Source organism: uncultured Lactobacillus sp. (assembly GCF_947367125.1).
In the GTDB taxonomy this organism is placed as follows: domain Bacteria; phylum Bacillota; class Bacilli; order Lactobacillales; family Lactobacillaceae; genus Lactobacillus.
Genome location: NZ_CANBCQ010000016.1, coordinates 19,087 through 42,271 on the forward strand (window position 1 = coordinate 19,087; position 23,185 = coordinate 42,271).

Sequence of the window (23,185 nt, forward strand, 5' to 3'; positions counted from 1 at the left end):
CATGGCTCTTAAATACCAAATTGGTGTTGATGCAGGTGGTACTCACTCAACTGCAATCGCATATGACGAAACTGGCAAGGAAATTAGTCGTGCAGAAGGCGGCCCAGGCCAAATTAACGCCGACTACGAAGGCGGCATCAAGAATATTTCTGACACTATCAATGAATTAATTGACAAGGTTGATGGTGACTGCATGCGCGTTCTTGTTGGTATTGCTGGTCTTTCAGTTATTGGTAATGCTCCAGAAGTTGCTGCAACTATTTCATCAAGAATTAACAACTTACCTACTCGTGCAATTACTGACTCACTTTTAGCACTTTATGCTGGTCTTGAAGGTGACGACGGTGCTTTAGTTATTGCTGGTACCGGTTCAGTTTATAATGGTTTACAAAACGGCCACTTAATCGCTGTTGGTGGTTACGGTAACATCTTAGGTGATGAAGGCTCAGGCTACGCAATTGCTCGTTCAGCTATGCAATCTGCCCTTCTCAGTTGGGACAAACGCGAAGATAATGCCTTAATTCAAATGTTCACCAAATTATTTAACGTTGAACACATGGATGAATGTAATGCTAAGTTCTACAAGATGTCTAATCCAGAAGTTGCTGGAATGGCCGTTCACGTTGCTCGCCTTGCAGACGAAGGTAGCGATGACGCCATCAAGGTTATCAAGGAACAAGCTCATCTTTTAGCTCGTGACATTATTATTGGTCTTGACCGTTACGAAGATCCTAAGCCAATGAAGATCGCTTTAACTGGTTCAGTTTTAGCTAACAATGAAATGCTCAGAGGCTTAGTAGAAGATGAAGTTAAGAATAAGTATCCTGACGCTATCTTCTCAATCTCTAACGGTGAAAATGCTCGTGCTGTCTTGTTTGACAAGAGTAAAGATTACCGTTACTTCACTAACCACGAAGACCGCTAAATTATTTTCTGAATAGTTACAAAAAAGCTTGAAGCTTCTACAATTTGTAAAAGTTTCAAGCTTTATTTTTATTCAAAAAAATCCAATGATATCATTTGCTTTTTACGCCATGCTAATTCAACTGCAGGCTTGTCAGGAAGTTCTGGCTTTTCATGATTATCTTGACACGTTTTAAGATAATCATCAATTTCGTTTCTAAAGTCTTGCTTCGCTTCCGCCATAGAACTGCCTTCATATGGAATAAAAGTATCATTTAAACCTAAGACTTCGCCAAAAAACATGTCGTCTTCCGTTTCAATACTGCCGTAATACCCCTTATAAGTTAGTAAATTCATAACCATACCTGCCTTTCCTAATCCCTTTTTCACGTTTTATATTATGAAACGTGTTCGGTAGAATGATTTATGGCAATTATTTTAACATTATTCCATACAAATTGCACTACTGAATATGTTTTTAACTGATACACCTTAGTAACCTCACCGCTACTAAAGCTAAGTTGTTTTTCTCCTTGTGCTATAACTAATCTGCCTAGATTATCAATTGCAACCACTTTACCCATAAGCTGCTTATTACCCACTTTTAAAGCAACTTCTCTATTCAAAATATTAAATAAAGAGCGATATTCTGGCAAAATATCTTCTGTTTCATAGTTTTTGCTTGCTTTAATTATTGCTTGAGCCAACTTAAAAGTTAAATTCTGACGATCAAATTCATCTGAGTCAACACTTCCCGCTTTCTTTTTCAAATTTTCTGGAAAATTTTACGTATTAATATTCAAATAAATATCGTTCACCCATTTTAAGCGAAAATCGTGTTTAGCAAAAAATGACTTAAGTACATTAACAATCTCAACGCCTATTGTTAATGTAAGTAAGCCCCTTCTCTTTGCTTAAAGTAAAATCTGGAAAAGCTAAACTAAGATAGATTCCAGTATTTGCTGGTGAATAAAAAGACCTACCTCTTTTACCATAAGCTGCAGTTTGCTTTTTAGCAGTTATTAGCGCTATTTCAGTATTAGCTTGATTCAGATAATCTTTAGCCAAATCTTGAGTCGAAGCAACTTCTTGATAAGCAAAAGTTTTCATTAGCGTAAATGTACATCTTTATCAACAAAAATCACATCGCCAGTTACGCCACTAGCTAGATCACTCATCAAAAAGGCACAGATATTGCCGACTTCTTTTTGTGTAACATTAACGCCATCAACGGTTTCACTTTGTGAAATTTTAAGTAAATCCGCATGACCTTGGATCCCTGAAACAGCTAAAGTCCGCATCGCACCAGCTGAGATTGCATTAACGCGAATTTCTTTTGGTCCCAAATCACGAGCTAAATAGCGCATTGCCGACTCAAGCGCAGCCTTAGCAATCCCCATTGTATTGTAGTTAGGCAAAGCACGGTCAGAGCCCATATAAGTTAGTGTAACTAAGCTAGCTGGATTATTTAAAATTTTAACCTCCGCCTTAGCAACGGCTAAAAATGAATAGGCCGAAACATCGAGGGCTTGATTAAAACCGTCACGGGTGGAATTCAAAATTGAACCACCCAATTCTTCCTTTTTAGCAAGGGCAATTGCATGAACGATGCCGTCAATTTTGCCAAAACGTTCCTCAATTAACGAAAAAGCGTGATCAATACTCTCATCACTAGCAACGTCACATTCAATTATATGGTCTTCATCACTAACCAATTTGGAAATAAATTTTTGCAAACGTTCATTTTGATAAGTATAAATAATTTCTACACCTTGTTCTTCCATTGCTTGGGCACACCCCCAGGCAATAGAACGATTATTAGCTACACCCATAACTAAAATCTCTTTCCGTATTATTCAAAAGAGCCTTTGTCTCACAGCTTAAATCGCTCATATCTTTCCTATCAACTTCGATCACTAACTGATCCCCTGGCCTAACCATTTGTCGAAATCGTGCTTTTCTAATCTGCTTAAACTTTATTTGTCCTTTATCTTTAAATAAAACTTGTGCGGCCTCCATACACGTTTCAATAATTAAAACGCCAGGCATTACTGGATTAGCAGGGAAATGACCTTGAAAATATATTTCATTTGAGCTGACATTCTTAATACCAACAATCTTCTTTTCAAGAACAATCCGATCTACTCGATCCAATAAATTCAAAGGAGCTTTATGACCGGTTAATTGTCTAATTTGAGTTGAATTTAAAACCATTAACTTCATCTTTTTATTTTGATTTGCAAATAGTTCTAATATCATATTATTTGTAATGCAAATTATATTATTGATTTTTTAACTGTCAACGACCCACTATTTTGTATAGTTTTAAATAAGGCTGTTTGCATTATATATCGCTTTCAATATTTTTTAAAAACTTTGTACAGAAAACGACAAAAATAACCTCTTAATACTAAATATTTATTATTCATTCCTAATTTTGGTAGCGAACAAAATACTTTTTGCTTCTAATACATAGAATTTCTTTCTTTTTTAAAAAATTTCTTCAAAGAGGCCGTTTTCCCTTGTAAATACGCGGATTACTGTTAAAATAAGTAAACGTAGTTTATATTAAAAGAGGTATTTTTCATGGAAACTATTTCTAAGAAACAATTAGTAGATCAAATCGCTGCAAAGACTGATGCTACTAAGACAGACATTAACACTATTTTGGACGCTTACATCGACGTTGTTAAGAGCAATGTTGCTGAAGGCAACAAGGTACAATTAGTTGGCTTTGGTGCTTTTGAACTTCGTCACCGTGCTGCTCGTAAGGGTCGTAACCCACAAACTGGTAAGGAAATTGAAATTGCTGCATCAAACGTTCCAGCATTCAAGCCAGGTAAGAGCTTCAAGGATGAAGTTAACAAGTAATAGTTGTTATTACTAAAAAACCGTGAATTAATCGCGGTTTTTTATTTTGCCTCAGTACCTGACATTAACAAGTACTTCCCTTGCTGAGTCTCAGCAATCTGACACTTTATTCCAAAATTTTTTTCAATTAGTGCTTCAGTAATTACCTCTTCTGGATTGCCTTGTTTTTGAATTTGTCCATGATTAAGCAAAATCACTTGGTCACTGTACTGCAATGCTTGATTCAAATCATGCAAAATCATACAAATTGTTAAATTCTGCTCTCGATTGAGCTTTTTTACTAAATCCAAAAAACGATACTGAAAATGTAAATCTAAATATGTAGTTGGCTCATCTAAAAAAAGATACTCTGGCTTTTGCGCCAAGGCTGTTGCTAGCCAGACACGTTGCTGCTGACCGCCAGACAATTGGGCCATGTACTTATCTGCTAAGTCACCAATTTCCAATTCCTGCATAATTGCTTGAAGCTGGGCATTGTCATCTTCTTCATCTCCTAACAAGGAATGATATGGTAGTCGGCCCATTTTTATTAGCTCGATCACTTTCATTTGATCATAGAGCTGATTTTGCTGGTGAACAATCGCTACTTTTTTAGCAAAATCCTTAACTGGCAGTTGCCAAATATCTTGTCGGTCTAGCACAATTTCCCCGGCTGAGGGCTTGATTGCGCGTGTAAGTAGCCGAAACAAAGTCGACTTTCCAGAACCATTGGGGCCAATTAAAGTCGTGATTTGATGCTCTTGCAAGGCTAACGAGAAATTATCAAATAATTGCTTGGCGCCATAAGAAAAACTAACTTGCTTTAATTCAAGCATTTTTTTGCCTCCGCCATAAAATCAAAATCATAAACGGACCGCCGATAATTGCCAAAATCACATTTGCTGCAATCTCATTTGGTGCGATAATGACACGGCCAATAGTGTCAACAAATAATAAAAACCAAGCACCAGCAAACATTGAAAATGACACAATTCTTTGATAATCATAGCCCAGAATTAAACGAGCAATCTGCGGCACAATAATCCCAATAAAGGCCAGAACACCAATACAGGCCGTTGCAGTAGCTGCTAGAAGTACTGCAATCAACATCAAAACTATGCGTAATGTCTGAGGTGATACGCCGAGTGACGTTAATTCTTCATCATTAACTTTCAAATAATTAGCCCAGTTCATAAAAACAATTGCCAAAATTAAGCCAATGACGCCAATAATTAACAAATACATAGTTGAGCTCCAACTGCTGGTCGCAAGTGAAGTACCGCCGTTTTGATTATTGGTAAAAACATCTTGCATCCCCGTAAAAACTGCATTTAGCGCTACCCCAATAATAATTAGCTGGTAAGGCGTCATCCTTTTTTGAAAAAGCAACAGCAACGCAAATGCTCCTAATCCACCAATAATTGAAAAAACTATTTTACCCACAAAAATTCCCGGTAAAATTATCGCTGCTAACAATTGAAACAAACTCGCGGCACTAGAAATTCCCATAATTCCAGGCTCTGCAATCGGATTACGCAAAGTCGCCTGAAAAAAAGCACCACTAACAGAGAGAGCTGCCCCTGCTACTAGTGCTGAAATAATTCGCGGAAGACGGATATTAAACATGATATTCAATTGACTATTAGTCATCTTTTGGAGTGAAAAATCACTGGCCCCGTGAATTAAAGCAAAATATATCGTACCGATTAATAAAATGGTTAAGATTAAATTGATCCAAATTACCTTTTTCCTCATTTAAAATCACTTTCCAGGGTACAGCCACTTGCTTAATTTAGCCAAAGCTTGTGGCACATTCATATTGGCTGATGCATTAAAGTCAGGCTGCTGCAAATCATAAACTCGACCTGTCTTTACAGCTTTCATTGACTTCCAAACCGAATTCTTTTTAAACTCCTGCTTAAATTGCGGCAAAGTCACCTTCGGTAAGGCATGTTCTAATCGTAAAATGACATCAGGATTCTTGGTAGCTAACGAATCATTGCTTGGTGATAGATAAATCTGACTAGCTGAGTGATAAACATTTTCACCGCCAGCAATTTTAACCAAATCGCCCAAATAGGAACGATTAGTCAAAATCATATAGTTGGCACCCGGTAATCCCATGAGAATTAATACACGCGGCTTACGACCATGGATTCGAGCCTTGGCCTTTTGAACAGCCTGATTGATCAAATTAATCTGATCATTAGCTTGCTTTTGCCGGTAATATCGCTTGCCTAATGAACTTAAGGTATTTTCTAGTTGAGCTACTGAATCTAGCTTCAAATAGGTCACTTTAACACCCTGCTCTTTAAAAGACTGATCATATTGATCTTTTAAAGTTGAAACTGCATAAACCCGTGTAGGATTCAATGAGGCAATTTTTTCAATACTTGGCTTCATGGGACTGCCAATTTTAGCAACCTTTTGATAACGTACTGGCAATTTAGCTTGTGTATTAGGCACACCTGCCAGATTCATATCTAACTTGGCAAAAATTTCGGTGATCGCGGCACTAGTGGCAACAATTTTTTGATTATCGGCCACTTTTTGGTCAATAAATCGTTTGGCCCCAATTGCCACTCCGATTATCACCAGTAAAAATATGATTAAACCAATGATTAATCCTTTACGTTTTTTCATTTATTTTTTTCTTTCCTTAGCATTCACAACCATTAAAGCTGCAATGCCAATTAAAACAATTGCACTAAGAATACCGCCTAAAATCACGTAATAAAACAAACGTTGATGACGCTGATTATCGCGTTGATTGCGAGCATTTTGGGCAATTTGTCGACTAGCCTGAGCTGCTTGCTTATTTTGAGCGGTAACTATCTTAGGGTTAGAATGCACAACTTTTTTAGCTTGATTAGAATTAGTTCTATTAACTGGACGTGATCCTGCAACCTGCTTCTTTTTTCTAGGAGTCAATTGCGGCAAATGACTCGTATCAAAGGCAAAAGAAATATTATGTGTAGCTTGGTAAACATGAGGCACATCAATCTTTATTTGACTCGAAATCTCGCGTTTTAAATTATTAGTTCGAAAACTATAGCGATAATCATAATCACTACCATGTCGCGTTTTCACTACATTTAACGGTGCTTGACCATCAATTGTCAACACCTGAACCGGATATGGACTCAAGCTCTTCTTAGTTCGAATAATCATCGTGACTAAATATTGCTTACTGTCCACTGTTACTTGAGCTGGACGTGCATAATAACCATCAGCCATCGAAGTTTGATGCGTACCGTATTTGTAGGTATGATAGTTAATTTCCTGGGCAGAAACAACCGTAGTAAAGATAAATAAACCAGTTAACAACATGAAAGGAAACGAAATAAGCTTAATTAATTTTTGCATTTCTTCTTTCCTTTCAAAATTCGATTTCTTAAATAAAATGCCAAACCAATAATTGCCGCATCAAATATTGCAAAACCTGCGATTACAGGCAAAAATGGATATTCTACTGCAGCAATTGTTGCCATTGTTTTCTTTTTTGGCTTCACTTTACTTACAGGTTGGGTTTGTGATTTAGGTGCTTGGATACTTTTATTGGCACTGCTTTGTTTAATTGCTGGCTGAGTACTTGGTGAATTATTCTCTCCATTTTCAGCATTAGTATTTGCGTTTACAGCTTGATCATTATTCACATCAGCTGAGCTTACAGAATCAGCACTTTCGGTAGAAGCAATCGCACTGGTTTCTGCATTATGAGCTACATCTTTTACCCCAAAAGCAAACCAAACCTTGAACAAACGGTTATGGATATCAGCAATCGGCACACTTAAACGTAAACTGCCTTCAACCTGCTTCTTTAATTGATCAAGCGAATTAAAGTGAACTTGATAGCTCCAAACATCTTTACCAGCTTGTCTAGTAAAATGACGGTTAGAAATTATTCCTATTCCAATTGAAATTGGCTCAAACTTGGTTACCATGCCGTGCTTTACTTCAACTTTCAAATTCATAACATAGCCATGTTTTACTTTTTCAATTTTAGCGCGGTGAGTATAAAAGTTATTCGCTGCCGAAATGCCACTGTGATCAGCCTTGTAAACCGCATAATCAATGGTTTGGATTTTTTTGTCTGCACTAATTACGTGAGCTTTTTTTACTAACTTTTTTGTTTGTCTTTTTACTAACTTTCTTTTGCTTTTTATTAGTCTTCTTTTGACTAGTAGCTAAGCCACTAACCTTATCATATTTTACCCAAGCTTGCTCAGTCATCTTACCACCAAAATCAATGGTAACTTGCATTTTAACCCAGCCATTATTTTTGAAGGCTTTACCTGAGAATACAAAGTCAAAACTCGAATTATCTGCCGAAATGTTGGTCTTCTTTCCCTTAACTCCATTGATCTTCAAAGCCTTAACAATTTTATTAACATTCTGGCCCTTACCCATCGGACTATTTTGACCATCAACATGAATCGTCATTTTAGTTACATGGTTTTGCTTGATAGTAAGCTTAACTTTGTTGCCTACAAAGCCTTGAGCCATTGACTTGGCATGGCTGCGGTGATTTTTGCTATATTTGTAGACTGTCATTCCCACTGTCTTCTTGCTTTGTTCAGCTGCCATCACAATTGGGCTAGTTTGAGCTAAAGTCATTGCAGGAGTTGCTAAAGTCAATGCAACTGAACTACTAACAATTATTTTGAAAAAATTTTTATTCATTCTCATTTTGATCTTCCTCTTTTTGCTATTAATATACTACTATTAGTCTTTTCTATTATAGTTTTCCTAAAATAACTATGCAATCGGTTTCAAGTGGGTATTTTATTTATTTTGTTACTATCTGAATGAACATTAAATAACGTAAAAAGTATTGATTATAATATTTATTTGATCAATAATGTAAACGATATCCAAAAATTGTGGGAGGAACTTTTTTATGAGAAAAGATACTAAAATCATTTTGACATCACTTGCTTTACTAGCAAGTACTAGTGTCTTAGCACCTGTCAGTGTAGTTTCCGCTGCTGATCAACCTGTTAGCGCTGTTACTGCAACTCAAAACAGTGATTTACAAACTATCACCATGACTATTACCAAATCTGGTAGCACTACCCCATCAGAAGCAGCTATGTTCTTAGGTAACTCAGCTCAGGTTAATGTTAAAGATGGCAAAGTTACGGAAGTAATCATCCATGTTGACGGCTCTAAAGCACCAATGACTAAGGGACAAGACATGTCTAAAATGGTGGCTAGCTTAACTTTGAATGATGTTGCTGGCAAACAAGAAAATGTCGCTAAAGATGGTTCATCATTAGACTACGTTTTCCCAGCTGATGCTTACAAGGAAGGTGCTGGTAGCTTAGAATTCGGTCTTAACGTAATGGGCAAGACCATGAACGAAAAAGCTGACGTATCTTTTTCAGTAGCAAATACTACTGAAAAAGATACCACTACCGAAAAGACCGACAGCAATACCAATGCCGCTAAGCCAGCTAAAAAGGCTAAAGCTACCAAAGCAACTAAGCGAACTTTAAAGCATAATGCTTATGTTTACAAGAAAAACGGCAAACGCGCTAACAAGAAAGTGCTAAAGAAGGGCCATCGTGTTAACACTTACGGTCGTGCAATTAAATTACACGGTAAGAATTTCTACCGTATTTCTAAGAATACTTATGTTAAAAAAGCTAATTTTTAACTAAAAAATATTTTTATAAAAATAAAAAGGCGAGCGAGCACTCGCCTTTTTTGATTGAAGTGTTATTTTAAAATTAAAGCAAAACTAATTATAGAGTCGCCTTTCTGCATCTTTATAGACTTTATCTCTTCTTCGCTTTCCAATAGCAATAATCTTTATGATCTTTATCCGGAGTAAAAACTATTCTAAGATCCATTTTTCGATTCTTAAGCTTACGACATCCCGCCAAATTTCCATGTAATGGCTGACCAGCTTGCATGCCTAGAGTTCTTATTCTGTTTAAGCCTTTATCAACAAAAGTTAATTCGTTTCCTTAGCTTCAGGAAAATAATTTATTTTAAATTTAGTCTTCAAAATAAAGCATCCCCCAAGAAAATCTCACAGGGATGCTTTATTTGTAATAAAAAATATTTAGAATTTACGTAAACCATGTTGGTAAACTTGTTTATCTTTTTGACCAACTGCAGCAACATTTTCTAGTGGATTTTCTCGTAAAACTAAGAAATCCGCATATTTACCCACTTCAAGTGAACCATATTCTTGATCAACCTTAAGCAATTCAGCACTACCCAAGCCCCCTGCTCTTAAAGCTTGATAATTTGTGGCCCCTGCTCTAACTAATTCCACCAATTCATTTGGCGTATCAGAAAAGCGATTGAAGTATGTTCCTGCATCGGTACCCATTGCTAATTTCACCCCTTCCTTAATTGCATGTCCAACATGATTATAAAAGTCATCAACAACTGCACACATCTTGCGGTATGAGAATTCCGGTACAACATCTTTTCCATGAACGACAATTGTCCGGCCTGCAGTCAATGTTGGTGACAAAAATGTACCTTGTTTTTTCATCAAAGCCAAATCATTATCATCTAAATAAAAACCATGTTCTACTGAGTCAACTCCTGCAACGACCGCATAATGAATACCAAGTCGTCCCTCAGCGTGAGCACAAACCGTCATATGCTTGGAATGAGCTTCTTCTACTGCCATCTTCATTTCTTCAAGCGAAAGCTCAGTATCATCTACTTCATCTCCAAGTGACATAATTCCACCGGTAGCCATCAACTTGACATTTTTAGCGCCTTTGGCAAATTGTTCTCGAACTGCTCTACGCATATCTTCCGGTCCATTAACCAAATGACTACCATTCACTTCACCATTTAAACCTGCTTTAAAATCACCATGACCGCCAACGATTGACATCGCCATTCCAGTAGGCATTACTTGTGGACCTTCAAACGGATATTGCTCCCGCATTTGTGCCAGCTTACAATCAACATCAAATGTTACACCACAGCTACGAACATAAGTCACGCCAGTTTGCAAAGCTTCACGCAGATCACGCAAGGCTGCATAGGTAGTTGAAGTCTCAGTAGTCGGAAATTTTTTCTTTAAATCAGAGTCCAGTCCCATATGTGCATGTGAATTAAGTAATCCACTCATTACATACTGACCTTTGAGATCAACTTTTTTATCAAAGTCAGCGCTACACTTTCCCTTACCTTGATCAGTTAATTTGCCTGTTTCATCATCAACGACAAACCAAGCATTATCTACTAGATTATCTTCATTACCAACGAATAAATTACAATTTACAAAAGCTGTTTTAGTCATTATTTTTTCTCCTAATCATTACTTACAGATGCATCCTTAAAGCTGAAATTACCACCCAAGAATTCTACATTTTTAACACTTGGTCGAACCATCCAAGCTTGACCATCATGGAATAATGGCGTTAATCCTTGTTGATCAGTTAAAACACGTTCTGCATTATATAAATCTTCTAATCGCTTAGCAGGATTTAATTCCTTATCTGAATTATTCATATACTTGTCAAAATCTTTGTTAGACCATTTACCGAAGTTATAACTTTGTCCTGTCATCATTGTATGCAATTGTGAGTTAGGATCTAAATAGCCCGAAGTCAAACCAGTAAAGACTGCCTCGAAATCACCATTGAGCATTTTCTTAACTCTAGTAGTCTTCGGCATGCTTCTAACAGTTACATCAACTTTTTTGCTAAAGGTATCTTCTAATTGGCTTTGCACAAACTCTAAAACCTTTTTAGAAACATCATCATCGTCACCCATTAGGGTAAAGGATAGCTTATTCTTACCCAATTCTTTTAACGCTTTATCATAAAGTTTCTTAGCGCCTGCAGGGTTATAATTCATATACTTATTAGCTGGATTTTTGCTTTCAACATACTGGTCAAAATTCTTACCATCAACATATTCATTTGGTCCAGCAAAAGTTCGAGCTACAGTATTAGCACCACCAACAGTTTTAGCCAATTGAGCTCGGTTAAGTGCCATTGAAACAGCTCTTCTAAAATCGACATTAGCTAGTTCTGGATGCTTGGATACATTGAAAGTCAAGTATTCAGTTCTGTCTAGCTTATAGACTGTATAGCCAGACTGACCCTTTAGTCTCTTTGAAGCTTGAACATCAAGATAGGCACCATCTAATTTGTTAGCCTGATACAGATTGTAATCAGTTGAAGGCGTCTTTTGTACGCTGTAATTAACCGTCTGCAATTTAACTTTATCTTTATCCCAATATTGATTATTCTTTTCTAGCTTCCAGTTAAGACTTGAACCAGTCCAACCTTTTTGAACAAATGGACCATTGTAGACCATATACTTAGATGCAGTCCCATATTTTTTGCCTAATTTTTCAACTACACGTTTATTTTGCGGATTCCAACCAACTGACAAAGCTTTAAAATACGGTATGGGATGTTTCAGGTGAACTACCAATTCATATTTTCCCTTAGTTTCGACACCTAAAGTCGATGGGGCTTTTTTCCCAGCTAAAACATCATCTGCATTAACTACATTTGACCATTCATTTTGCTGTTGTGATTGTGTCTTAGGATCAAGTGTCCGTCTTAAAGAATAAACAAAATCTTCAGCGGTCACTGGATCACCATTAGACCACTTAGCATTCTTTCTTAAAGTAAAGGTCCAGGTCAAACCATCTTTACTCTGGTTAGTTTTAGTAGCTACACCGGATACAACTTTACCCGCTTTATTCAGCCTATTGAGCCCTTCAAAAACATTAGATGCTTGTTCACTACCAGTTGTATCTACCATCTTTGAAGGATCCATAGTTTGGATTTCTGAGGTAGTCATCCAGTTCAATTCTTGCTTAGGTACTTTAGCACCTGACTTGCTTGATGAACATGCAGATAAAGTACTTACTCCTAAAAGTGCTACTACAGTCGTGCCAAATAATTGCTTCAATGTTTTTCTCATTTTTATCTCTCCCATAAGTCAAAAAATTGACAACAAGCTTATGATAATAAAAAAACGCCCTATTAGATCAATTGATCTAATAGGGCGTCTTCAACGCGGTACCACCTATTTATTCGTAGAATAATACTCACTAAAATTCTACCTCATGCACGTGCGGCTAATTCAATTAGAATCAGCGATACGTCGCCGCTATAGAGGGCGGACCCTGAAGATGCTAATATCGCACTTTCAGCTCAAAGGTGATTTTCACTTAATTCATCATTATCTTCTTCCACCAACCGAAGACTCTCTGTAAATCATTTCTTAAGTTACTTTCCTTATCAAAGCTTATTTGTTTTTCTTTATTTGTTGTAAACAATAATATCATGTATTTTTAATCTGTCAATTATTTTTTTATTTTTATTTCAATTATTAAAAATAAAATGATCAATCACTTCTGCCACTGCACCATGATTATTATCAGCTTGCGTGATGTAATCGCACTGCTCTTTCATAGCAGGATTAACATTGGCTACACCAACTCCTACGCCAGCAGCCTGAATCATTGATAAGTCATTGAAATTATCACCAATAGCAATTGTTTCTTCAATTGGCACCTTAAGTTGCTCAGCTAATTTAATCAGTCCTGCACCTTTATTGACACCCTTGCGGTTAAACTCTAAATAGCGATTAGATGAATAAGAAATATCTAATTCTTGTTTGATCGGTCCCAATTCAGCCGCGATTCGATGTAAATAATTATCATCTAGACTTTCATAGAGTACTTTGGCAATTTTTTGACCTGCCAAAAATGATAAATCTTTATTTTCAATTTCTTTAAATTGATGCCGACCTGTCATGTAGGCTCGCTCATCATCATCAATATGATATGTGTATACCATCTGTTGAGTATATACATGCATAGCAATATCTAGTTCGACTCCATATTGATATAACTCAGCTGCAAATTCATAAGGTAGCCCATTAAAATACATTAGTTGATTACCTTTATTTTGCGTAATGCTGGCACCGTTAAATGAAATAACATATTCATTAGCTGCTTGCTCAAGGCCGATTTCTTTTAACGTATTTTGCACAGAAATATAACCTCGACCCGTTGCTGGTACAAATTTGACTCCAGTAGCAACAGCTTTTTGAATTGCTTTTCTATTCACCTCTGAAACATGAGTATCCGCATTTAATAATGTTTCATCTAAATCACATGCGATAATTTTATACATCTGGTCACCCTCTTTATGTTTAAGTTTAACTAAGCCAATTTATTCACGCAAGTACTTACATCAAGACTAAAAATAACAATATTTCAATAGTTTGTAACCGATTGCAAATCACCAAAATATTTTTTATTGTTACCTGTATAATATACTTATTTATTAAATAACAATAGTCGTAATAGTTGAAATTAAATAAAAACAATGCTAGTTTAATGGTGTTTAAAGGATGGTGTAAAAAACATGGTAGAGAAAATATATACTAATTATTTCATTGAAGATGAAGATTTTGATAAGAACCACTTTCATTACAAAAAATTGCATATTCCTCAAGGTGTAAAAGCTCAGCCTTTGGCTGTACCACCCGTTCTTGCACCCGATAAGGAGACTGATACCGATGTTTGGTTCACGCTTGAATCTATCGCCGGTGAAAGCCAAATTTTACCTGGTGTTAAGACTAAAACTTGGGGTTATAATGCGCCTTTATTAGGTAAAACCATGATAATTAGTCGCGGGAAACGAGTTCACGTTACTTTAAAAAACAGCTTGCCTGAATTGACCACCTATCACTGGCACGGTATGGAAGTTCCAGGTCCAATTACCGATGGTGGTTGTCACGCTCCAGTTTACCCTGGTGAAGAAAAGCAAATCGAGTTTACCGTGGATCAACCTGCTGCCTTAACTTGGCTCCATGCCCACCCATGTCCATCTACAGCAGCACAAGTCTGGATGGGGTTAGCCATGGGAGTAGTAGTCACTGATAAAAATGAGGCTAAATTACCAATCCCTAAAAAATATGGCGTTGATGAATTTCCAATTATTTTGCAGGATCGAACTTTCCACAAGAATAACCAACTCGACTATCGGGCTGATTACGACCCAATGGGCGTATTTGGTGATACACCATTAATCAATGGTATCGTTCGCCCTTACATTGATGTCACAACCCAAAAAGTTCGTTTACTCTTTTTAGGCGGCTCCAATCGCCGTGAATGGCGGCTGCATTTCGATAATGATTTAGTCATGACCCAGATTGCAGGTGATGATTCATTTTTACCACATCCAATCAAAATGACCAAAATTTTAGTTACTCCCGGTGAGCGACTTCAAGTTGTAGTCGACTTCAAGAATTATCACGAAGGCGATGTTGTCAATCTTTATACCGATGATTTCAAGTTAATCGAATTCCGCATTCATAATTTTGAACCAGATAATAGCATTATTCCTAATACCTTATTTGAACCAGAAATTCCGAAAGTTGACGAAAGCTTACCGGTTCGTAAAATTACGATGGATGACCACAACAAGATCAATGGTAAGCAATTTGCAATGCAACGCATCGATATGAAGCAAAAAATTGGACAGGCTGAATATTGGGATGTAACCAATACCAATACTAAAGAGCACGGTATGCTACACCCATTTCATATTCACGGTACTCACTTTACTGTGGTTTCACGTAACGGCAAAAGACCATTTCCAAACGAAGATGGCTATAAAGACACAATTCCTGTTCGTCCTGGCGAAACTGTTCGCTTGCGGGTTGAATTCCCACTTCTCGGTGTTTTCATGTATCACTGCCACATTATTGAACATGAGGATGCTGGCATGATGGCCCAAATTGAAATTTTTGATCCACGACACCCGAAGACTTATAAACTAATGGATATGAAAACCTTAACTGATGCTTTTGCCAAAGAAAGAGGCGTCAAGCCAAAAGACGTTTGGATGCCAGGAATGGATACTGAAAATTGCGGTATGGACGTTGACAGTAGTTCTGGTGCTAGTCAAAAATAGAGGTGGCAAAAATGTGTTCAGGAATTAATAATTTATTTTGGAAAATTGTATGGGTAATTGCTTATGCTATTACCACTTACTTTACCTTTACCGGTAACATCATGCTCGGTATGTACTGGATGGCTGGAACGATGTTTGCGGAATCCATTGTTTCACTCATTTACTATTTTATTGATCAGCAAAAATAAGCATCATTTTTCTTAAAATCTCTCACCTAAATTTCTTCCTAAAATTATTTGACATAATTAAAAATAGATGATAAGTTATTAACAATAATTAAAAAATCTTGATGAATAGAGTAATTGAATAAGAACTTTATCAGAGAATTGCTGGTTGGTGAAAAGCAAAAAAGATCGATTCAATGAAGATGGATTCAGAATGATTATGCTGGTGATATTTAGCTAGCATCGGGGTTGCGCTCGTTAACAATGCAAACTATTGTTAGATAGTTGTTGAGGCTGGTCATGAGAATAACTAGCAAATTAAAGGTGGTAACACGAAGCACTCGTCCTTTTTAGGATGAGTGCTTTTTTATTTTAATAAAGGCAGGGATAAATATGCGAAAAAGAAGAAGACGTCACATCATTATTAGTACTATTGTTGGTTTATTAATCATTGTAGCTGGCTACTTTAGTTTCTTTTGGACACCAAAAAGCAGTGGTCAAACTAAAGTTAGTGTCGGAATTGTTGGTGCCAGCAAAGGTGATATTGCTATTTGGAAGAGCGTTACTAAAACTGTTAAAGAAAAATATGGCATCATTTTAACCACTAAAAGCTTTGACGGCTATGATCAACCTGATAAGGCCCTTAAGTCTGGTGATGTTGACCTGAATGCTTTTCAACACTATGCCTTTCTTAATGCTTGGAACAAAGCAAATCATGGTGGCATTACAGCTATCGGTAAAACTTACATTGCCCCTATTCGTCTATATTCCAAAAAGTATCATCATCTAAATGAATTACCTGATGGAGCAACAATTGTAGTTCCTAGCGATCCTACTAATGAATCAAGAGCCTTATTTGTCCTTAAAAATGCTGGTTTAATTAAATTGAAAAAAGGCAAGGTACTTGTTTCTGTGGCCAATATTACTGCTAATCCTAACCATTTCAAGATTAAAGAAGTCGCTTCAGAACAGACCAGCCGCGTCATTGATGATGTTGATGCAGCTGTGGTTAACAACGACTTTGCTGGTCCCGCTCATTTAGGCGATAAGCAAACTATTTTTGTAGAACCTTTGAATAAGGATTCTGAACAATGGATCAATATTATTTGTGCCCGGACAAAAGACAAAAATAAACAAATTTACCAAGAAGTTGTCAAAGCATATCAAACTAAGAAAACTAAACAAATTTACAAGCACTACTACGGTAATAAACAAATTGCGGCTTGGGACGTAAAGCTAAAATAAAAAATAAGACGGGAAATTGCAAAAATGCAATCTCGTCTTATTTTTCATAATGAATATTACTTATTTTTTCAATTGCTTCAAGTGTTCTTTGATCTTATCTGCAGCAGCTTGCAACTTCTCTCTTTCTTCAGAAGTAAGCTTCAATTCGATCTCTTCTTCAACACCGTCACGGCCAATAATAGCTGGATAACCAATATAAGTCTTGTATTCAGGATTATAAACTGAAACTGGGCAATATAAATGGGCATCGCTAAAGACTGCTTGAACTAAGCGGATAGCACAGGTAGCAATAGCGTAGCTAGTATAGCCTTTTCCATTAGCCACAATGAAGGAATTCTTATTTGATTGTTCACTAATTTTTTCTTGTTCTTCGTCACCAAACAATTGGAAAGCAATCTTGTTGTTAACTCTAACAGTTGACCATGCAGTAAATTGTGAAGAACCATGTTCACCTAAAACGAAGCCTTCCACATTACGTGGATCTTGGCCAAGTTTTTCACCAATTATTCTTTGAACTCTTGCAGTATCAAGGAAAGTACCAGTACCAAAGACGCGATTCTTCTTTAAACCAGAAGTTTCTTGCAAAATTTGGGTAATTGCATCACATGGATTAGAAATATTGATTAAAACGCCATGGAAACCTGATTCTTTAATATCGGCTCCGACTTCTTTGGCATTTCTAGCATTTAATTCAAATTCACCAAAACGATCGCCTGTCTTAACTGAAGCGGCAATATCACCAAAAGCAGTGATAATGATGTCCGCATCTTCTAAGCCGTCCCAATCTTGCTTTCGTACATTGACATAGCTATCATTTCTAGCCAAAGTATCATGCAAATCATTGTATTCAGCATTTACTTTAGCTTCATTTTTATCAATTAAAATTAGTTCATCAACCATGCTGTGGGTAAATAAAGTATATGCAACAGTTGCTCCAACATGACCTAAACCGATAATACCTACTGTTCTCATACAAAATCCTTTCAAAACGCAAAAAGGAAGATAGTTACTAACTACCTCCCCTTTTTATTATTAAGCTTCAACCTCGTTAATTACAACGTCAAACTTGCCACCAGGAGTGGTAATTGATACGGTTTCACCCTTCTTTTTACCCAATAAAGCTTGAGCAATTGGTGAATCATTAGAAATTTTACCGTTCAATGGATCTGATTCATCACTACCTACAATAGTATAGGTTTCAGGATCATCAGTACCAACTTCAGTATAGGTAACAGTTTTACCAACTGAAACTTCATTTGGATCAACACTGTCAGCATCAACAACTTGCGCATACTTAAGCATTTCTTCAACTTGCGCAATTCTGTCTTCCAAGTGACTCTGTTCGTCCTTAGCTGCGTCATATTCGGAGTTTTCAGACAAGTCACCGAATGAACGCGCAACCTTAATACGTTCAATAACTTCTGGACGCTTAACTAATTTTAAGTTCTTTAATTCTGCTTGAAGTTTTTCTTTACCTTCAGCAGTCATTGGATAAGATTTTTCAGGCATATTTTTAACTCCTCAGAAATTAATTTTCTTTATCTTGCACTGATCAATAATATTAATTTACGTCAATAATGTCAACCTTTAACGGACTTTAATGGCAAGATCATTTTCAAGAGCAGCAACAACCTTGTCCATGGCGTTATTAACAACATCATCAGTCAAAGTATCTTTTCTATTCAAGAAGGTCAAGTTGTAAGAAATACTCTTCTTGCCAGCTACAATGTGACTGCCTTCGTAAACATCAATTACTTTAAGATCAACTAAGTATTTACCAGCATTAGATTCAATGACATTCTCAATTTCTTGGTTAGTAACTGGCTTATCAACTAAAAGTGACAAGTCACGTTGAATTGCTGGGAACTTAGGTGCTGGAACGGCAGTTACACCCTTAGTTAACATTGGAATAATTATATCCAAATCAATTTCGTAACCGTAAAGTTCACTGCCGCGAAGTGCCTTATCAGAAAGAGTTACTGCATGAGCAACCATTCCGATCATCCCAACATATTGCTTATCAATATAAATACCGGCAGTTCTAGTTGGGTGCATCCCTTGAATACCTTCAGCCTTGTAGACTACCTTATCAAGATCAATGCCAATTGCAGCAAACAAGTTAGTTAATTGACCCTTAACAAAGTAGAAATCAACTTTTTGGGTTAAATGTTGCCAGTTTTCCGCAAAAGTATTGCCTGAATAAAGAGCAGCCAAGTGTTCATGTTCATTGAATGTGCCACCTTCATGGTCATAAGTGCGGCCTTGTTCAAACAATGCTAATTGAGTTTGTTTTCTAGCAAAGTTGTAGCTAGCTGCATCAACCAAACCAGTCATCAAGTTCTCCCGCATTGCAGAACGGCTTGAGTTAAGTGGAGATTGAACTTCAACTAAATCTTTAGGATCTTTAGTGTAACGAGTTGCCTTTTCAGGTGAAGTCAATGAGTAAGAAATAGCTTCCATCAAGCCTTGTCCTTCAACGATTGCCTTCATCCGGCGCATCATTTCTTCTTTTTCTGAGTAGCCACCGTGAGTTTCTGGCAAAACAGGTTGAGTAGATTCAAGATTGTCATAGCCGTACAAACGACCAACTTCTTCAACCAAGTCAGCTGGAATTGAGATATCCCATCTTCTATTTGGTACATGAACAGCTAAGTTGTCACCATCTACATCGACCTTGAAGCAGAGACGATCAAAGATCTTCACAATTTCATCAACTGATAATTTTGTACCTAAAACTTTATTAATATATGAAGCAGTAGTCTTAACCACAACTGGTTCACGTTTTTGATCAGTTGCCTTGAGAATGCCTTCATCAACCGTAGCGTTAGCATCATTTCTAAGCAGAAGGGCAGCCATATTGATTGCCTTTTCAGTCGCATCCCAGTTAACACCCTTTTCGTAGCGGCTGGATGCTTCAGTACGGTTAGCGTGACGAAGAGCTGCTTTTCTTACAAGCGCTGGATCAAAAATGGCAGATTCAAGAATGACATCAGTAGTTTCTGAAGTAATTTCTGAGTTAAGACCACCCATTACACCAGCCATCATCACTGGCTTTTCACCATCAGTAATGATGATGTCATTTGGATCAAGCTCGACTTCTTTTTCATTAAGCAAAGTCAACTTTTCACCCTTATTAGCAAGTCTTACTTCAAACTTGCCGTTTGCAAAAGTCTTAGCATCGTAAGCGTGCATTGGTTGACCAGTCAACAACATTACATAGTTAGTTACATCAACTACGTTGTTAATTGGACGAATACCTGCATTCCATAAACGACGTTGGAGCCAAAGTGGTGAATCTTGAATCTTAACATTTTCAAGCTTTCTTAAGTAAAACTTAGGTGCGAGCTTTTCATCAATCTTAGCATCAAGTGAGTCAGTCCAAGCAGGACCATCTTCTTTTAAAACCACCTTTTCTTCAACCTTTGGCTTTTGGTCAATAATTGCGCCAACTTCATAAGCTGCGCCTTCCATACCCAAAGTATCAGCACGATTAGGTGTAATATCAAAGTTTAAGATATAGTCATCCATGCCAAGTGCTTCATAAATATCTTGACCTGGCTTAACTTCCGCATCCTCTGAGAAGACATAAATACCATCCGCATATTTCTCTGGCACAACGCTGTCGCTGAAACCAATTTCTTGTAAGCCACAGATCATGCCGTAGCTTTCCATGCCGCGGATCTTACCCTTCTTGATCTTTTCATTGCCAGCAATGCGAGCACCATGAAGAGCAACAATCACATCTTCGCCTGCAGCAACATTAGGTGCACCACAAACAATTTGTAAAGGTTCATCTTCGCCGACATCAACGTGAGTTAAATGTAAGTGAGTACCTTCAACGCCTTCACAATCAAGGACATGACCGACAACTAATTTCTTTAAGCCATCCATTGGGTGAATACGGTCAGGAATTTCAACCCCGCTACGAGTAATTTCTTCTGCTAATTCGTATGGATCTTGACCATCTAAATCAAGAAAATCTTTTAACCAGTTATATGAAACTAACATCTATTATCTTTCCTCCTTACGGAATTGTTCTAAGAAACGTACGTCATTGGTGTAGAAGTCACGAATATCATCGATACCGTATTTCAAAATAGCGAAACGATCAAGACCAACACCGAAGGCAAAACCACCATAAACAGTTGAATCAATGCCAGCATTTTCCAAAACATTAGGGTGAACCATTCCGGCACCTAAAACTTCGATCCAGCCAGTGTACTTACAAATTGGGCAGCCCTTACCATCACAGTTAAAGCATGAAACGTCCATTTCAACTGATGGCTCAGTAAATGGAAAGTAGCTTGGACGCAAACGAGTTTCACGATCTTGACCAAAGACATGCTTAGAAATCATTTCCAAGGTACCCTTTAAGTCACTCATCGTGATGTTCTTATCTACTACTAAACCTTCCATTTGCATGAATTGGTGTGAGTGAGTAGCATCATCATCATCACGACGGTATACCTTACCTGGACCAACCATCTTAAGTGGACCCTTTGAGAAGTCATGCTTTTCTAAAACTCTGGCTTGGTCACCTGAAGTTTGGGTTCTAAGCAAGTCTTCACTATCAATATAGAAAGTAGCTTGCATGTCACGAGCTGGGTGATCCTTAGGGATGTTCATCATTTCAAAACAGTAGTGATCGGTTTCAATTTCTGGACCTTGCACTACCCGGTATCCCATGCCGATGAAGTAGCTTTCAAGATCATCCAAGATGATGTTGATTGGGTGCTTAGAACCAAGGTGTGCTTCACGTCCTGGCAAAGTAACATCAATTTTTTCATCTTCAAGCTTCTTAGCCAAAACAGCCTTGACAATCTTTTCCTTAGCTTCGTCTAATTGAGCATTGAACAGGTCACGTAATTCGTTAACCTTTTGTCCAACTTCACGTCTGTTTTCTGGTGCAACTTCGCGCATTGAGTGCAAAATCTTAGTTAATTCACCTTTACGACCAACAAGTTCAACTCTAACATCGTTTAAAGTCTTTTCATCTTTAGCCTTGTTGATTTGGTTAAGCCCTTCTTCGTGGAGCTCTTTTAACTTATCAAATAAGTCCATTAAATCTTTCCTTTCAAAACAAAAAAAGCTCCGCCCCCTCAATAGGGACGAAGCGTCGCGGTACCACCCTAGTTTGGACGCAATACGCCCACACTTAAGTTTTCGTTAACGGTGAAATACCGGAATTGATTAGATCCTACTCCCAAGATGAAATTCACAGCGTTCTTTCTATCTTCTCTTGCAGCTTTTGAAAGAAGACTCTCTGTTCAGAAAAAATATCTGCTACTAGTCTTGATCTCAGTAATTAATTAATATGATATTTCTTTTACCTGTTTCTTGCAAGTTTTTTTGTTTTATTCAATTCTTGATTGTTTTGACTTATGCGAAAAATAAAGTATCATTTAATAATTATGAATACTCAAGAACTTAACTTACTCAATTGGATGAAAAAGCATACTCAAGATTATTATGTAACTATCGGTAATGATGGCTACATGACTGATAACGAATTTGATGTTTACTTTCAAACACGTTGGTTACCCAAATACATTGATAGTATCACTTTTATTAGTATGATTTTAATTAGTATTTATGATAGTAAAATTTTTTATTTTACTGAAAATGAGGCTGATAAATACCAAAAATATACTGATAAAAACATCAGAAGTCTAGGTCCTGATAAAATTGATGAAATTATTAACCATGTACTAAACAGAGGGGATGCTGAACTAAATATTTTATTCACTGATAGTAATAATTATCAATTTTTACTAAGCATTCGCGGGTACATGAATAACGTTGACTTTTACAATATGATACCTGAACAAAAAGACTATGTAGAAAAGCTTGTAAATAAAGAAGGACTATCATTATTACCTGACAAAGAGCTGAAATAAAATAAATAAGACGACAAATCACATTTTGAATGCTTTAGCTTTTTATGTCAAACCTATACTAAATTAATTTCTTTTGGTCTCCATCAACCATGAAAGTATCTTTGCATTATTTGATTTGACAATGTTGACTAAAGTATCATCTATCTGTTGTTTTTTACATAAAAGTCGCTGCTAAAGTTCCCCAATATTCTCTGTATTA

Annotated in this window: 25 protein-coding genes and 3 other annotated features; of the genes, 7 read left to right on the plus strand and 18 right to left on the minus strand. The window is 36.9% G+C overall.

Annotation, left to right across the window (positions count from 1 at the left end):
- Position 1 precedes the first annotated feature (1 nt).
- A complete protein-coding gene (locus Q0Y84_RS05710; RefSeq protein WP_297951573.1) occupies positions 2–925 on the plus strand; it encodes a BadF/BadG/BcrA/BcrD ATPase family protein in 924 nt (307 codons plus the stop codon).
- A 68-nt stretch (positions 926–993) separates the two neighbouring features.
- Here the strand turns inward: Q0Y84_RS05710 and Q0Y84_RS05715 are convergent, their stop codons facing one another.
- The 5 genes from Q0Y84_RS05715 to Q0Y84_RS05735 form a co-directional block, all read right to left on the minus strand.
- The gene (locus Q0Y84_RS05715) at positions 994–1,260 is read right to left on the minus strand and encodes a hypothetical protein (RefSeq protein ID WP_297951574.1); all 267 of its coding nucleotides are present in this window, start codon (positions 1,258–1,260) and stop codon (positions 994–996) included.
- 41 nt (positions 1,261–1,301) lie between these two features.
- On the minus strand, positions 1,302–1,673 hold the full coding sequence (locus Q0Y84_RS05720; RefSeq protein ID WP_297951576.1) for a hypothetical protein: 372 nt from the start codon (positions 1,671–1,673) through the stop codon (positions 1,302–1,304).
- 103 nt (positions 1,674–1,776) lie between these two features.
- Positions 1,777–2,013, minus strand: a complete 237-nt coding sequence (locus tag Q0Y84_RS05725; protein WP_297951577.1) for a hypothetical protein — start codon at positions 2,011–2,013, stop codon at positions 1,777–1,779.
- On the minus strand, positions 2,013–2,735 hold the full coding sequence (gene fabI / locus Q0Y84_RS05730; RefSeq protein ID WP_297951578.1) for an enoyl-ACP reductase FabI: 723 nt from the start codon (positions 2,733–2,735) through the stop codon (positions 2,013–2,015). The genes Q0Y84_RS05725 and fabI overlap by 1 nt, the downstream gene beginning before the upstream one ends.
- The gene (locus tag Q0Y84_RS05735; protein WP_297951579.1) at positions 2,722–3,117 is read right to left on the minus strand and encodes a MaoC/PaaZ C-terminal domain-containing protein; all 396 of its coding nucleotides are present in this window, start codon (positions 3,115–3,117) and stop codon (positions 2,722–2,724) included. The genes fabI and Q0Y84_RS05735 overlap by 14 nt, the downstream gene beginning before the upstream one ends.
- 372 nt (positions 3,118–3,489) lie before the next feature.
- Between Q0Y84_RS05735 and Q0Y84_RS05740 the strand changes: the two genes are divergently transcribed.
- Positions 3,490–3,774 carry an HU family DNA-binding protein gene (locus Q0Y84_RS05740; RefSeq protein WP_005719832.1) on the plus strand — a complete coding sequence of 95 codons (285 nt, stop codon included), beginning with the start codon at positions 3,490–3,492 and terminating at the stop codon, positions 3,772–3,774.
- 41 nt (positions 3,775–3,815) lie between these two features.
- Here the strand turns inward: Q0Y84_RS05740 and Q0Y84_RS05745 are convergent, their stop codons facing one another.
- From Q0Y84_RS05745 to Q0Y84_RS05770, 6 genes are all read right to left on the minus strand, one after another.
- The gene (locus tag Q0Y84_RS05745) at positions 3,816–4,589 is read right to left on the minus strand and encodes an ABC transporter ATP-binding protein (protein ID WP_297951582.1); all 774 of its coding nucleotides are present in this window, start codon (positions 4,587–4,589) and stop codon (positions 3,816–3,818) included.
- Entirely contained in the window at positions 4,582–5,508 is a 927-nt protein-coding gene (locus Q0Y84_RS05750) for an iron ABC transporter permease (RefSeq protein ID WP_297951583.1), read from the minus strand. Before Q0Y84_RS05750 ends, Q0Y84_RS05745 begins: the two co-directional genes overlap by 8 nt.
- A 6-nt stretch (positions 5,509–5,514) precedes the next feature.
- Positions 5,515–6,396, minus strand: coding sequence for a heme ABC transporter substrate-binding protein IsdE (isdE, locus tag Q0Y84_RS05755; RefSeq protein WP_297951584.1), 882 nt, complete (start codon positions 6,394–6,396; stop codon positions 5,515–5,517).
- Positions 6,397–7,119 carry an NEAT domain-containing protein gene (locus tag Q0Y84_RS05760; protein WP_297951585.1) on the minus strand — a complete coding sequence of 241 codons (723 nt, stop codon included), beginning with the start codon at positions 7,117–7,119 and terminating at the stop codon, positions 6,397–6,399.
- Positions 7,107–7,727 (minus strand): hypothetical protein, encoded by a 621-nt coding sequence (locus Q0Y84_RS05765; protein ID WP_297951586.1) that lies wholly within the window; start codon positions 7,725–7,727, stop codon positions 7,107–7,109. The genes Q0Y84_RS05760 and Q0Y84_RS05765 overlap by 13 nt, the downstream gene beginning before the upstream one ends.
- Positions 7,728–7,851: 124 nt before the next feature.
- On the minus strand, positions 7,852–8,442 hold the full coding sequence (locus Q0Y84_RS05770) for a hypothetical protein (protein ID WP_297951587.1): 591 nt from the start codon (positions 8,440–8,442) through the stop codon (positions 7,852–7,854).
- A 211-nt stretch (positions 8,443–8,653) separates the two neighbouring features.
- Between Q0Y84_RS05770 and Q0Y84_RS05775 the strand changes: the two genes are divergently transcribed.
- Positions 8,654–9,412: an SLAP domain-containing protein gene (locus Q0Y84_RS05775; RefSeq protein ID WP_297951588.1), complete on the plus strand. Its 759-nt coding sequence runs from the start codon at positions 8,654–8,656 to the stop codon at positions 9,410–9,412.
- A gap of 411 nt (positions 9,413–9,823) precedes the next feature.
- Here the strand turns inward: Q0Y84_RS05775 and Q0Y84_RS05780 are convergent, their stop codons facing one another.
- The 3 genes from Q0Y84_RS05780 to Q0Y84_RS05790 all read right to left on the minus strand — a co-directional run bounded on the left by Q0Y84_RS05780 (position 9,824) and on the right by Q0Y84_RS05790 (position 13,892).
- Complete coding sequence (locus Q0Y84_RS05780; RefSeq protein WP_297951589.1) at positions 9,824–11,029, minus strand: amidohydrolase family protein; 1,206 nt, start codon at positions 11,027–11,029, stop codon at positions 9,824–9,826.
- An 11-nt stretch (positions 11,030–11,040) separates the two neighbouring features.
- Positions 11,041–12,672 (minus strand): peptide ABC transporter substrate-binding protein, encoded by a 1,632-nt coding sequence (locus Q0Y84_RS05785; RefSeq protein WP_297951590.1) that lies wholly within the window; start codon positions 12,670–12,672, stop codon positions 11,041–11,043.
- A 77-nt stretch (positions 12,673–12,749) separates the two neighbouring features.
- Positions 12,750–13,005, minus strand: a binding site (T-box leader).
- Positions 13,006–13,076: 71 nt separating this feature from the next.
- Positions 13,077–13,892, minus strand: coding sequence for a Cof-type HAD-IIB family hydrolase (locus tag Q0Y84_RS05790; protein WP_297951591.1), 816 nt, complete (start codon positions 13,890–13,892; stop codon positions 13,077–13,079).
- Positions 13,893–14,126: 234 nt separating this feature from the next.
- On the opposite strand from Q0Y84_RS05790, the gene Q0Y84_RS05795 reads away from it, so the two are divergent.
- From Q0Y84_RS05795 to Q0Y84_RS05805, 3 genes are all read left to right on the plus strand, one after another.
- On the plus strand, positions 14,127–15,680 hold the full coding sequence (locus Q0Y84_RS05795; RefSeq protein WP_297951592.1) for a multicopper oxidase domain-containing protein: 1,554 nt from the start codon (positions 14,127–14,129) through the stop codon (positions 15,678–15,680).
- A gap of 11 nt (positions 15,681–15,691) precedes the next feature.
- Positions 15,692–15,868, plus strand: coding sequence for a hypothetical protein (locus Q0Y84_RS05800; RefSeq protein ID WP_297951593.1), 177 nt, complete (start codon positions 15,692–15,694; stop codon positions 15,866–15,868).
- A gap of 89 nt (positions 15,869–15,957) precedes the next feature.
- Positions 15,958–16,196, plus strand: a binding site (T-box leader).
- Positions 16,197–16,237: 41 nt separating this feature from the next.
- Positions 16,238–17,089, plus strand: a complete 852-nt coding sequence (locus Q0Y84_RS05805; RefSeq protein ID WP_297951594.1) for a lipoprotein — start codon at positions 16,238–16,240, stop codon at positions 17,087–17,089.
- A gap of 60 nt (positions 17,090–17,149) precedes the next feature.
- Here the strand turns inward: Q0Y84_RS05805 and Q0Y84_RS05810 are convergent, their stop codons facing one another.
- The 4 genes from Q0Y84_RS05810 to pheS all read right to left on the minus strand — a co-directional run bounded on the left by Q0Y84_RS05810 (position 17,150) and on the right by pheS (position 22,150).
- Positions 17,150–18,061: an L-lactate dehydrogenase gene (locus tag Q0Y84_RS05810; protein WP_297951595.1), complete on the minus strand. Its 912-nt coding sequence runs from the start codon at positions 18,059–18,061 to the stop codon at positions 17,150–17,152.
- A gap of 60 nt (positions 18,062–18,121) precedes the next feature.
- Positions 18,122–18,598, minus strand: coding sequence for a transcription elongation factor GreA (gene greA / locus Q0Y84_RS05815; protein ID WP_297951596.1), 477 nt, complete (start codon positions 18,596–18,598; stop codon positions 18,122–18,124).
- A 78-nt stretch (positions 18,599–18,676) separates the two neighbouring features.
- Positions 18,677–21,097 (minus strand): phenylalanine--tRNA ligase subunit beta, encoded by a 2,421-nt coding sequence (gene pheT, locus Q0Y84_RS05820; protein WP_297951597.1) that lies wholly within the window; start codon positions 21,095–21,097, stop codon positions 18,677–18,679.
- Between the two features lie 3 nt (positions 21,098–21,100).
- Positions 21,101–22,150: a phenylalanine--tRNA ligase subunit alpha gene (pheS, locus tag Q0Y84_RS05825; RefSeq protein ID WP_023488239.1), complete on the minus strand. Its 1,050-nt coding sequence runs from the start codon at positions 22,148–22,150 to the stop codon at positions 21,101–21,103.
- A gap of 40 nt (positions 22,151–22,190) precedes the next feature.
- Positions 22,191–22,398 (minus strand) — a binding site (T-box leader).
- Between the two features lie 102 nt (positions 22,399–22,500).
- Here pheS and Q0Y84_RS05830 point away from each other — a divergent pair.
- Positions 22,501–22,986 carry a hypothetical protein gene (locus tag Q0Y84_RS05830; protein WP_297951598.1) on the plus strand — a complete coding sequence of 162 codons (486 nt, stop codon included), beginning with the start codon at positions 22,501–22,503 and terminating at the stop codon, positions 22,984–22,986.
- Positions 22,987–23,185: the final 199 nt, after the last annotated feature.

What these genes read in the sequence shown, in the direction of transcription:
- Q0Y84_RS05710 (WP_297951573.1), top strand. Translation starts at nt 2, where the DNA reads ATGGCTCTTAAATACCAAATTGGTGTTGATGCAGGTGGTACTCACTCA.
- Q0Y84_RS05715 (WP_297951574.1), bottom strand. Translation starts at nt 1,260, where the DNA reads ATGAATTTACTAACTTATAAGGGGTATTACGGCAGTATTGAAACGGAA.
- Q0Y84_RS05725 (WP_297951577.1), bottom strand. Translation starts at nt 2,013, where the DNA reads ATGAAAACTTTTGCTTATCAAGAAGTTGCTTCGACTCAAGATTTGGCT.
- fabI (WP_297951578.1), bottom strand. Translation starts at nt 2,735, where the DNA reads ATGGGTGTAGCTAATAATCGTTCTATTGCCTGGGGGTGTGCCCAAGCA.
- Q0Y84_RS05735 (WP_297951579.1), bottom strand. Translation starts at nt 3,117, where the DNA reads ATGGTTTTAAATTCAACTCAAATTAGACAATTAACCGGTCATAAAGCT.
- Q0Y84_RS05740 (WP_005719832.1), top strand. Translation starts at nt 3,490, where the DNA reads ATGGAAACTATTTCTAAGAAACAATTAGTAGATCAAATCGCTGCAAAG.
- Q0Y84_RS05745 (WP_297951582.1), bottom strand. Translation starts at nt 4,589, where the DNA reads ATGCTTGAATTAAAGCAAGTTAGTTTTTCTTATGGCGCCAAGCAATTA.
- Q0Y84_RS05750 (WP_297951583.1), bottom strand. Translation starts at nt 5,508, where the DNA reads ATGAGGAAAAAGGTAATTTGGATCAATTTAATCTTAACCATTTTATTA.
- isdE (WP_297951584.1), bottom strand. Translation starts at nt 6,396, where the DNA reads ATGAAAAAACGTAAAGGATTAATCATTGGTTTAATCATATTTTTACTG.
- Q0Y84_RS05760 (WP_297951585.1), bottom strand. Translation starts at nt 7,119, where the DNA reads ATGCAAAAATTAATTAAGCTTATTTCGTTTCCTTTCATGTTGTTAACT.
- Q0Y84_RS05765 (WP_297951586.1), bottom strand. Translation starts at nt 7,727, where the DNA reads ATGAATTTGAAAGTTGAAGTAAAGCACGGCATGGTAACCAAGTTTGAG.
- Q0Y84_RS05770 (WP_297951587.1), bottom strand. Translation starts at nt 8,442, where the DNA reads ATGAGAATGAATAAAAATTTTTTCAAAATAATTGTTAGTAGTTCAGTT.
- Q0Y84_RS05775 (WP_297951588.1), top strand. Translation starts at nt 8,654, where the DNA reads ATGAGAAAAGATACTAAAATCATTTTGACATCACTTGCTTTACTAGCA.
- Q0Y84_RS05780 (WP_297951589.1), bottom strand. Translation starts at nt 11,029, where the DNA reads ATGACTAAAACAGCTTTTGTAAATTGTAATTTATTCGTTGGTAATGAA.
- Q0Y84_RS05785 (WP_297951590.1), bottom strand. Translation starts at nt 12,672, where the DNA reads ATGAGAAAAACATTGAAGCAATTATTTGGCACGACTGTAGTAGCACTT.
- Q0Y84_RS05790 (WP_297951591.1), bottom strand. Translation starts at nt 13,892, where the DNA reads ATGTATAAAATTATCGCATGTGATTTAGATGAAACATTATTAAATGCG.
- Q0Y84_RS05795 (WP_297951592.1), top strand. Translation starts at nt 14,127, where the DNA reads ATGGTAGAGAAAATATATACTAATTATTTCATTGAAGATGAAGATTTT.
- Q0Y84_RS05800 (WP_297951593.1), top strand. Translation starts at nt 15,692, where the DNA reads ATGTGTTCAGGAATTAATAATTTATTTTGGAAAATTGTATGGGTAATT.
- Q0Y84_RS05805 (WP_297951594.1), top strand. Translation starts at nt 16,238, where the DNA reads ATGCGAAAAAGAAGAAGACGTCACATCATTATTAGTACTATTGTTGGT.
- Q0Y84_RS05810 (WP_297951595.1), bottom strand. Translation starts at nt 18,061, where the DNA reads ATGAGAACAGTAGGTATTATCGGTTTAGGTCATGTTGGAGCAACTGTT.
- greA (WP_297951596.1), bottom strand. Translation starts at nt 18,598, where the DNA reads ATGCCTGAAAAATCTTATCCAATGACTGCTGAAGGTAAAGAAAAACTT.
- pheT (WP_297951597.1), bottom strand. Translation starts at nt 21,097, where the DNA reads ATGTTAGTTTCATATAACTGGTTAAAAGATTTTCTTGATTTAGATGGT.
- pheS (WP_023488239.1), bottom strand. Translation starts at nt 22,150, where the DNA reads ATGGACTTATTTGATAAGTTAAAAGAGCTCCACGAAGAAGGGCTTAAC.
- Q0Y84_RS05830 (WP_297951598.1), top strand. Translation starts at nt 22,501, where the DNA reads ATGAATACTCAAGAACTTAACTTACTCAATTGGATGAAAAAGCATACT.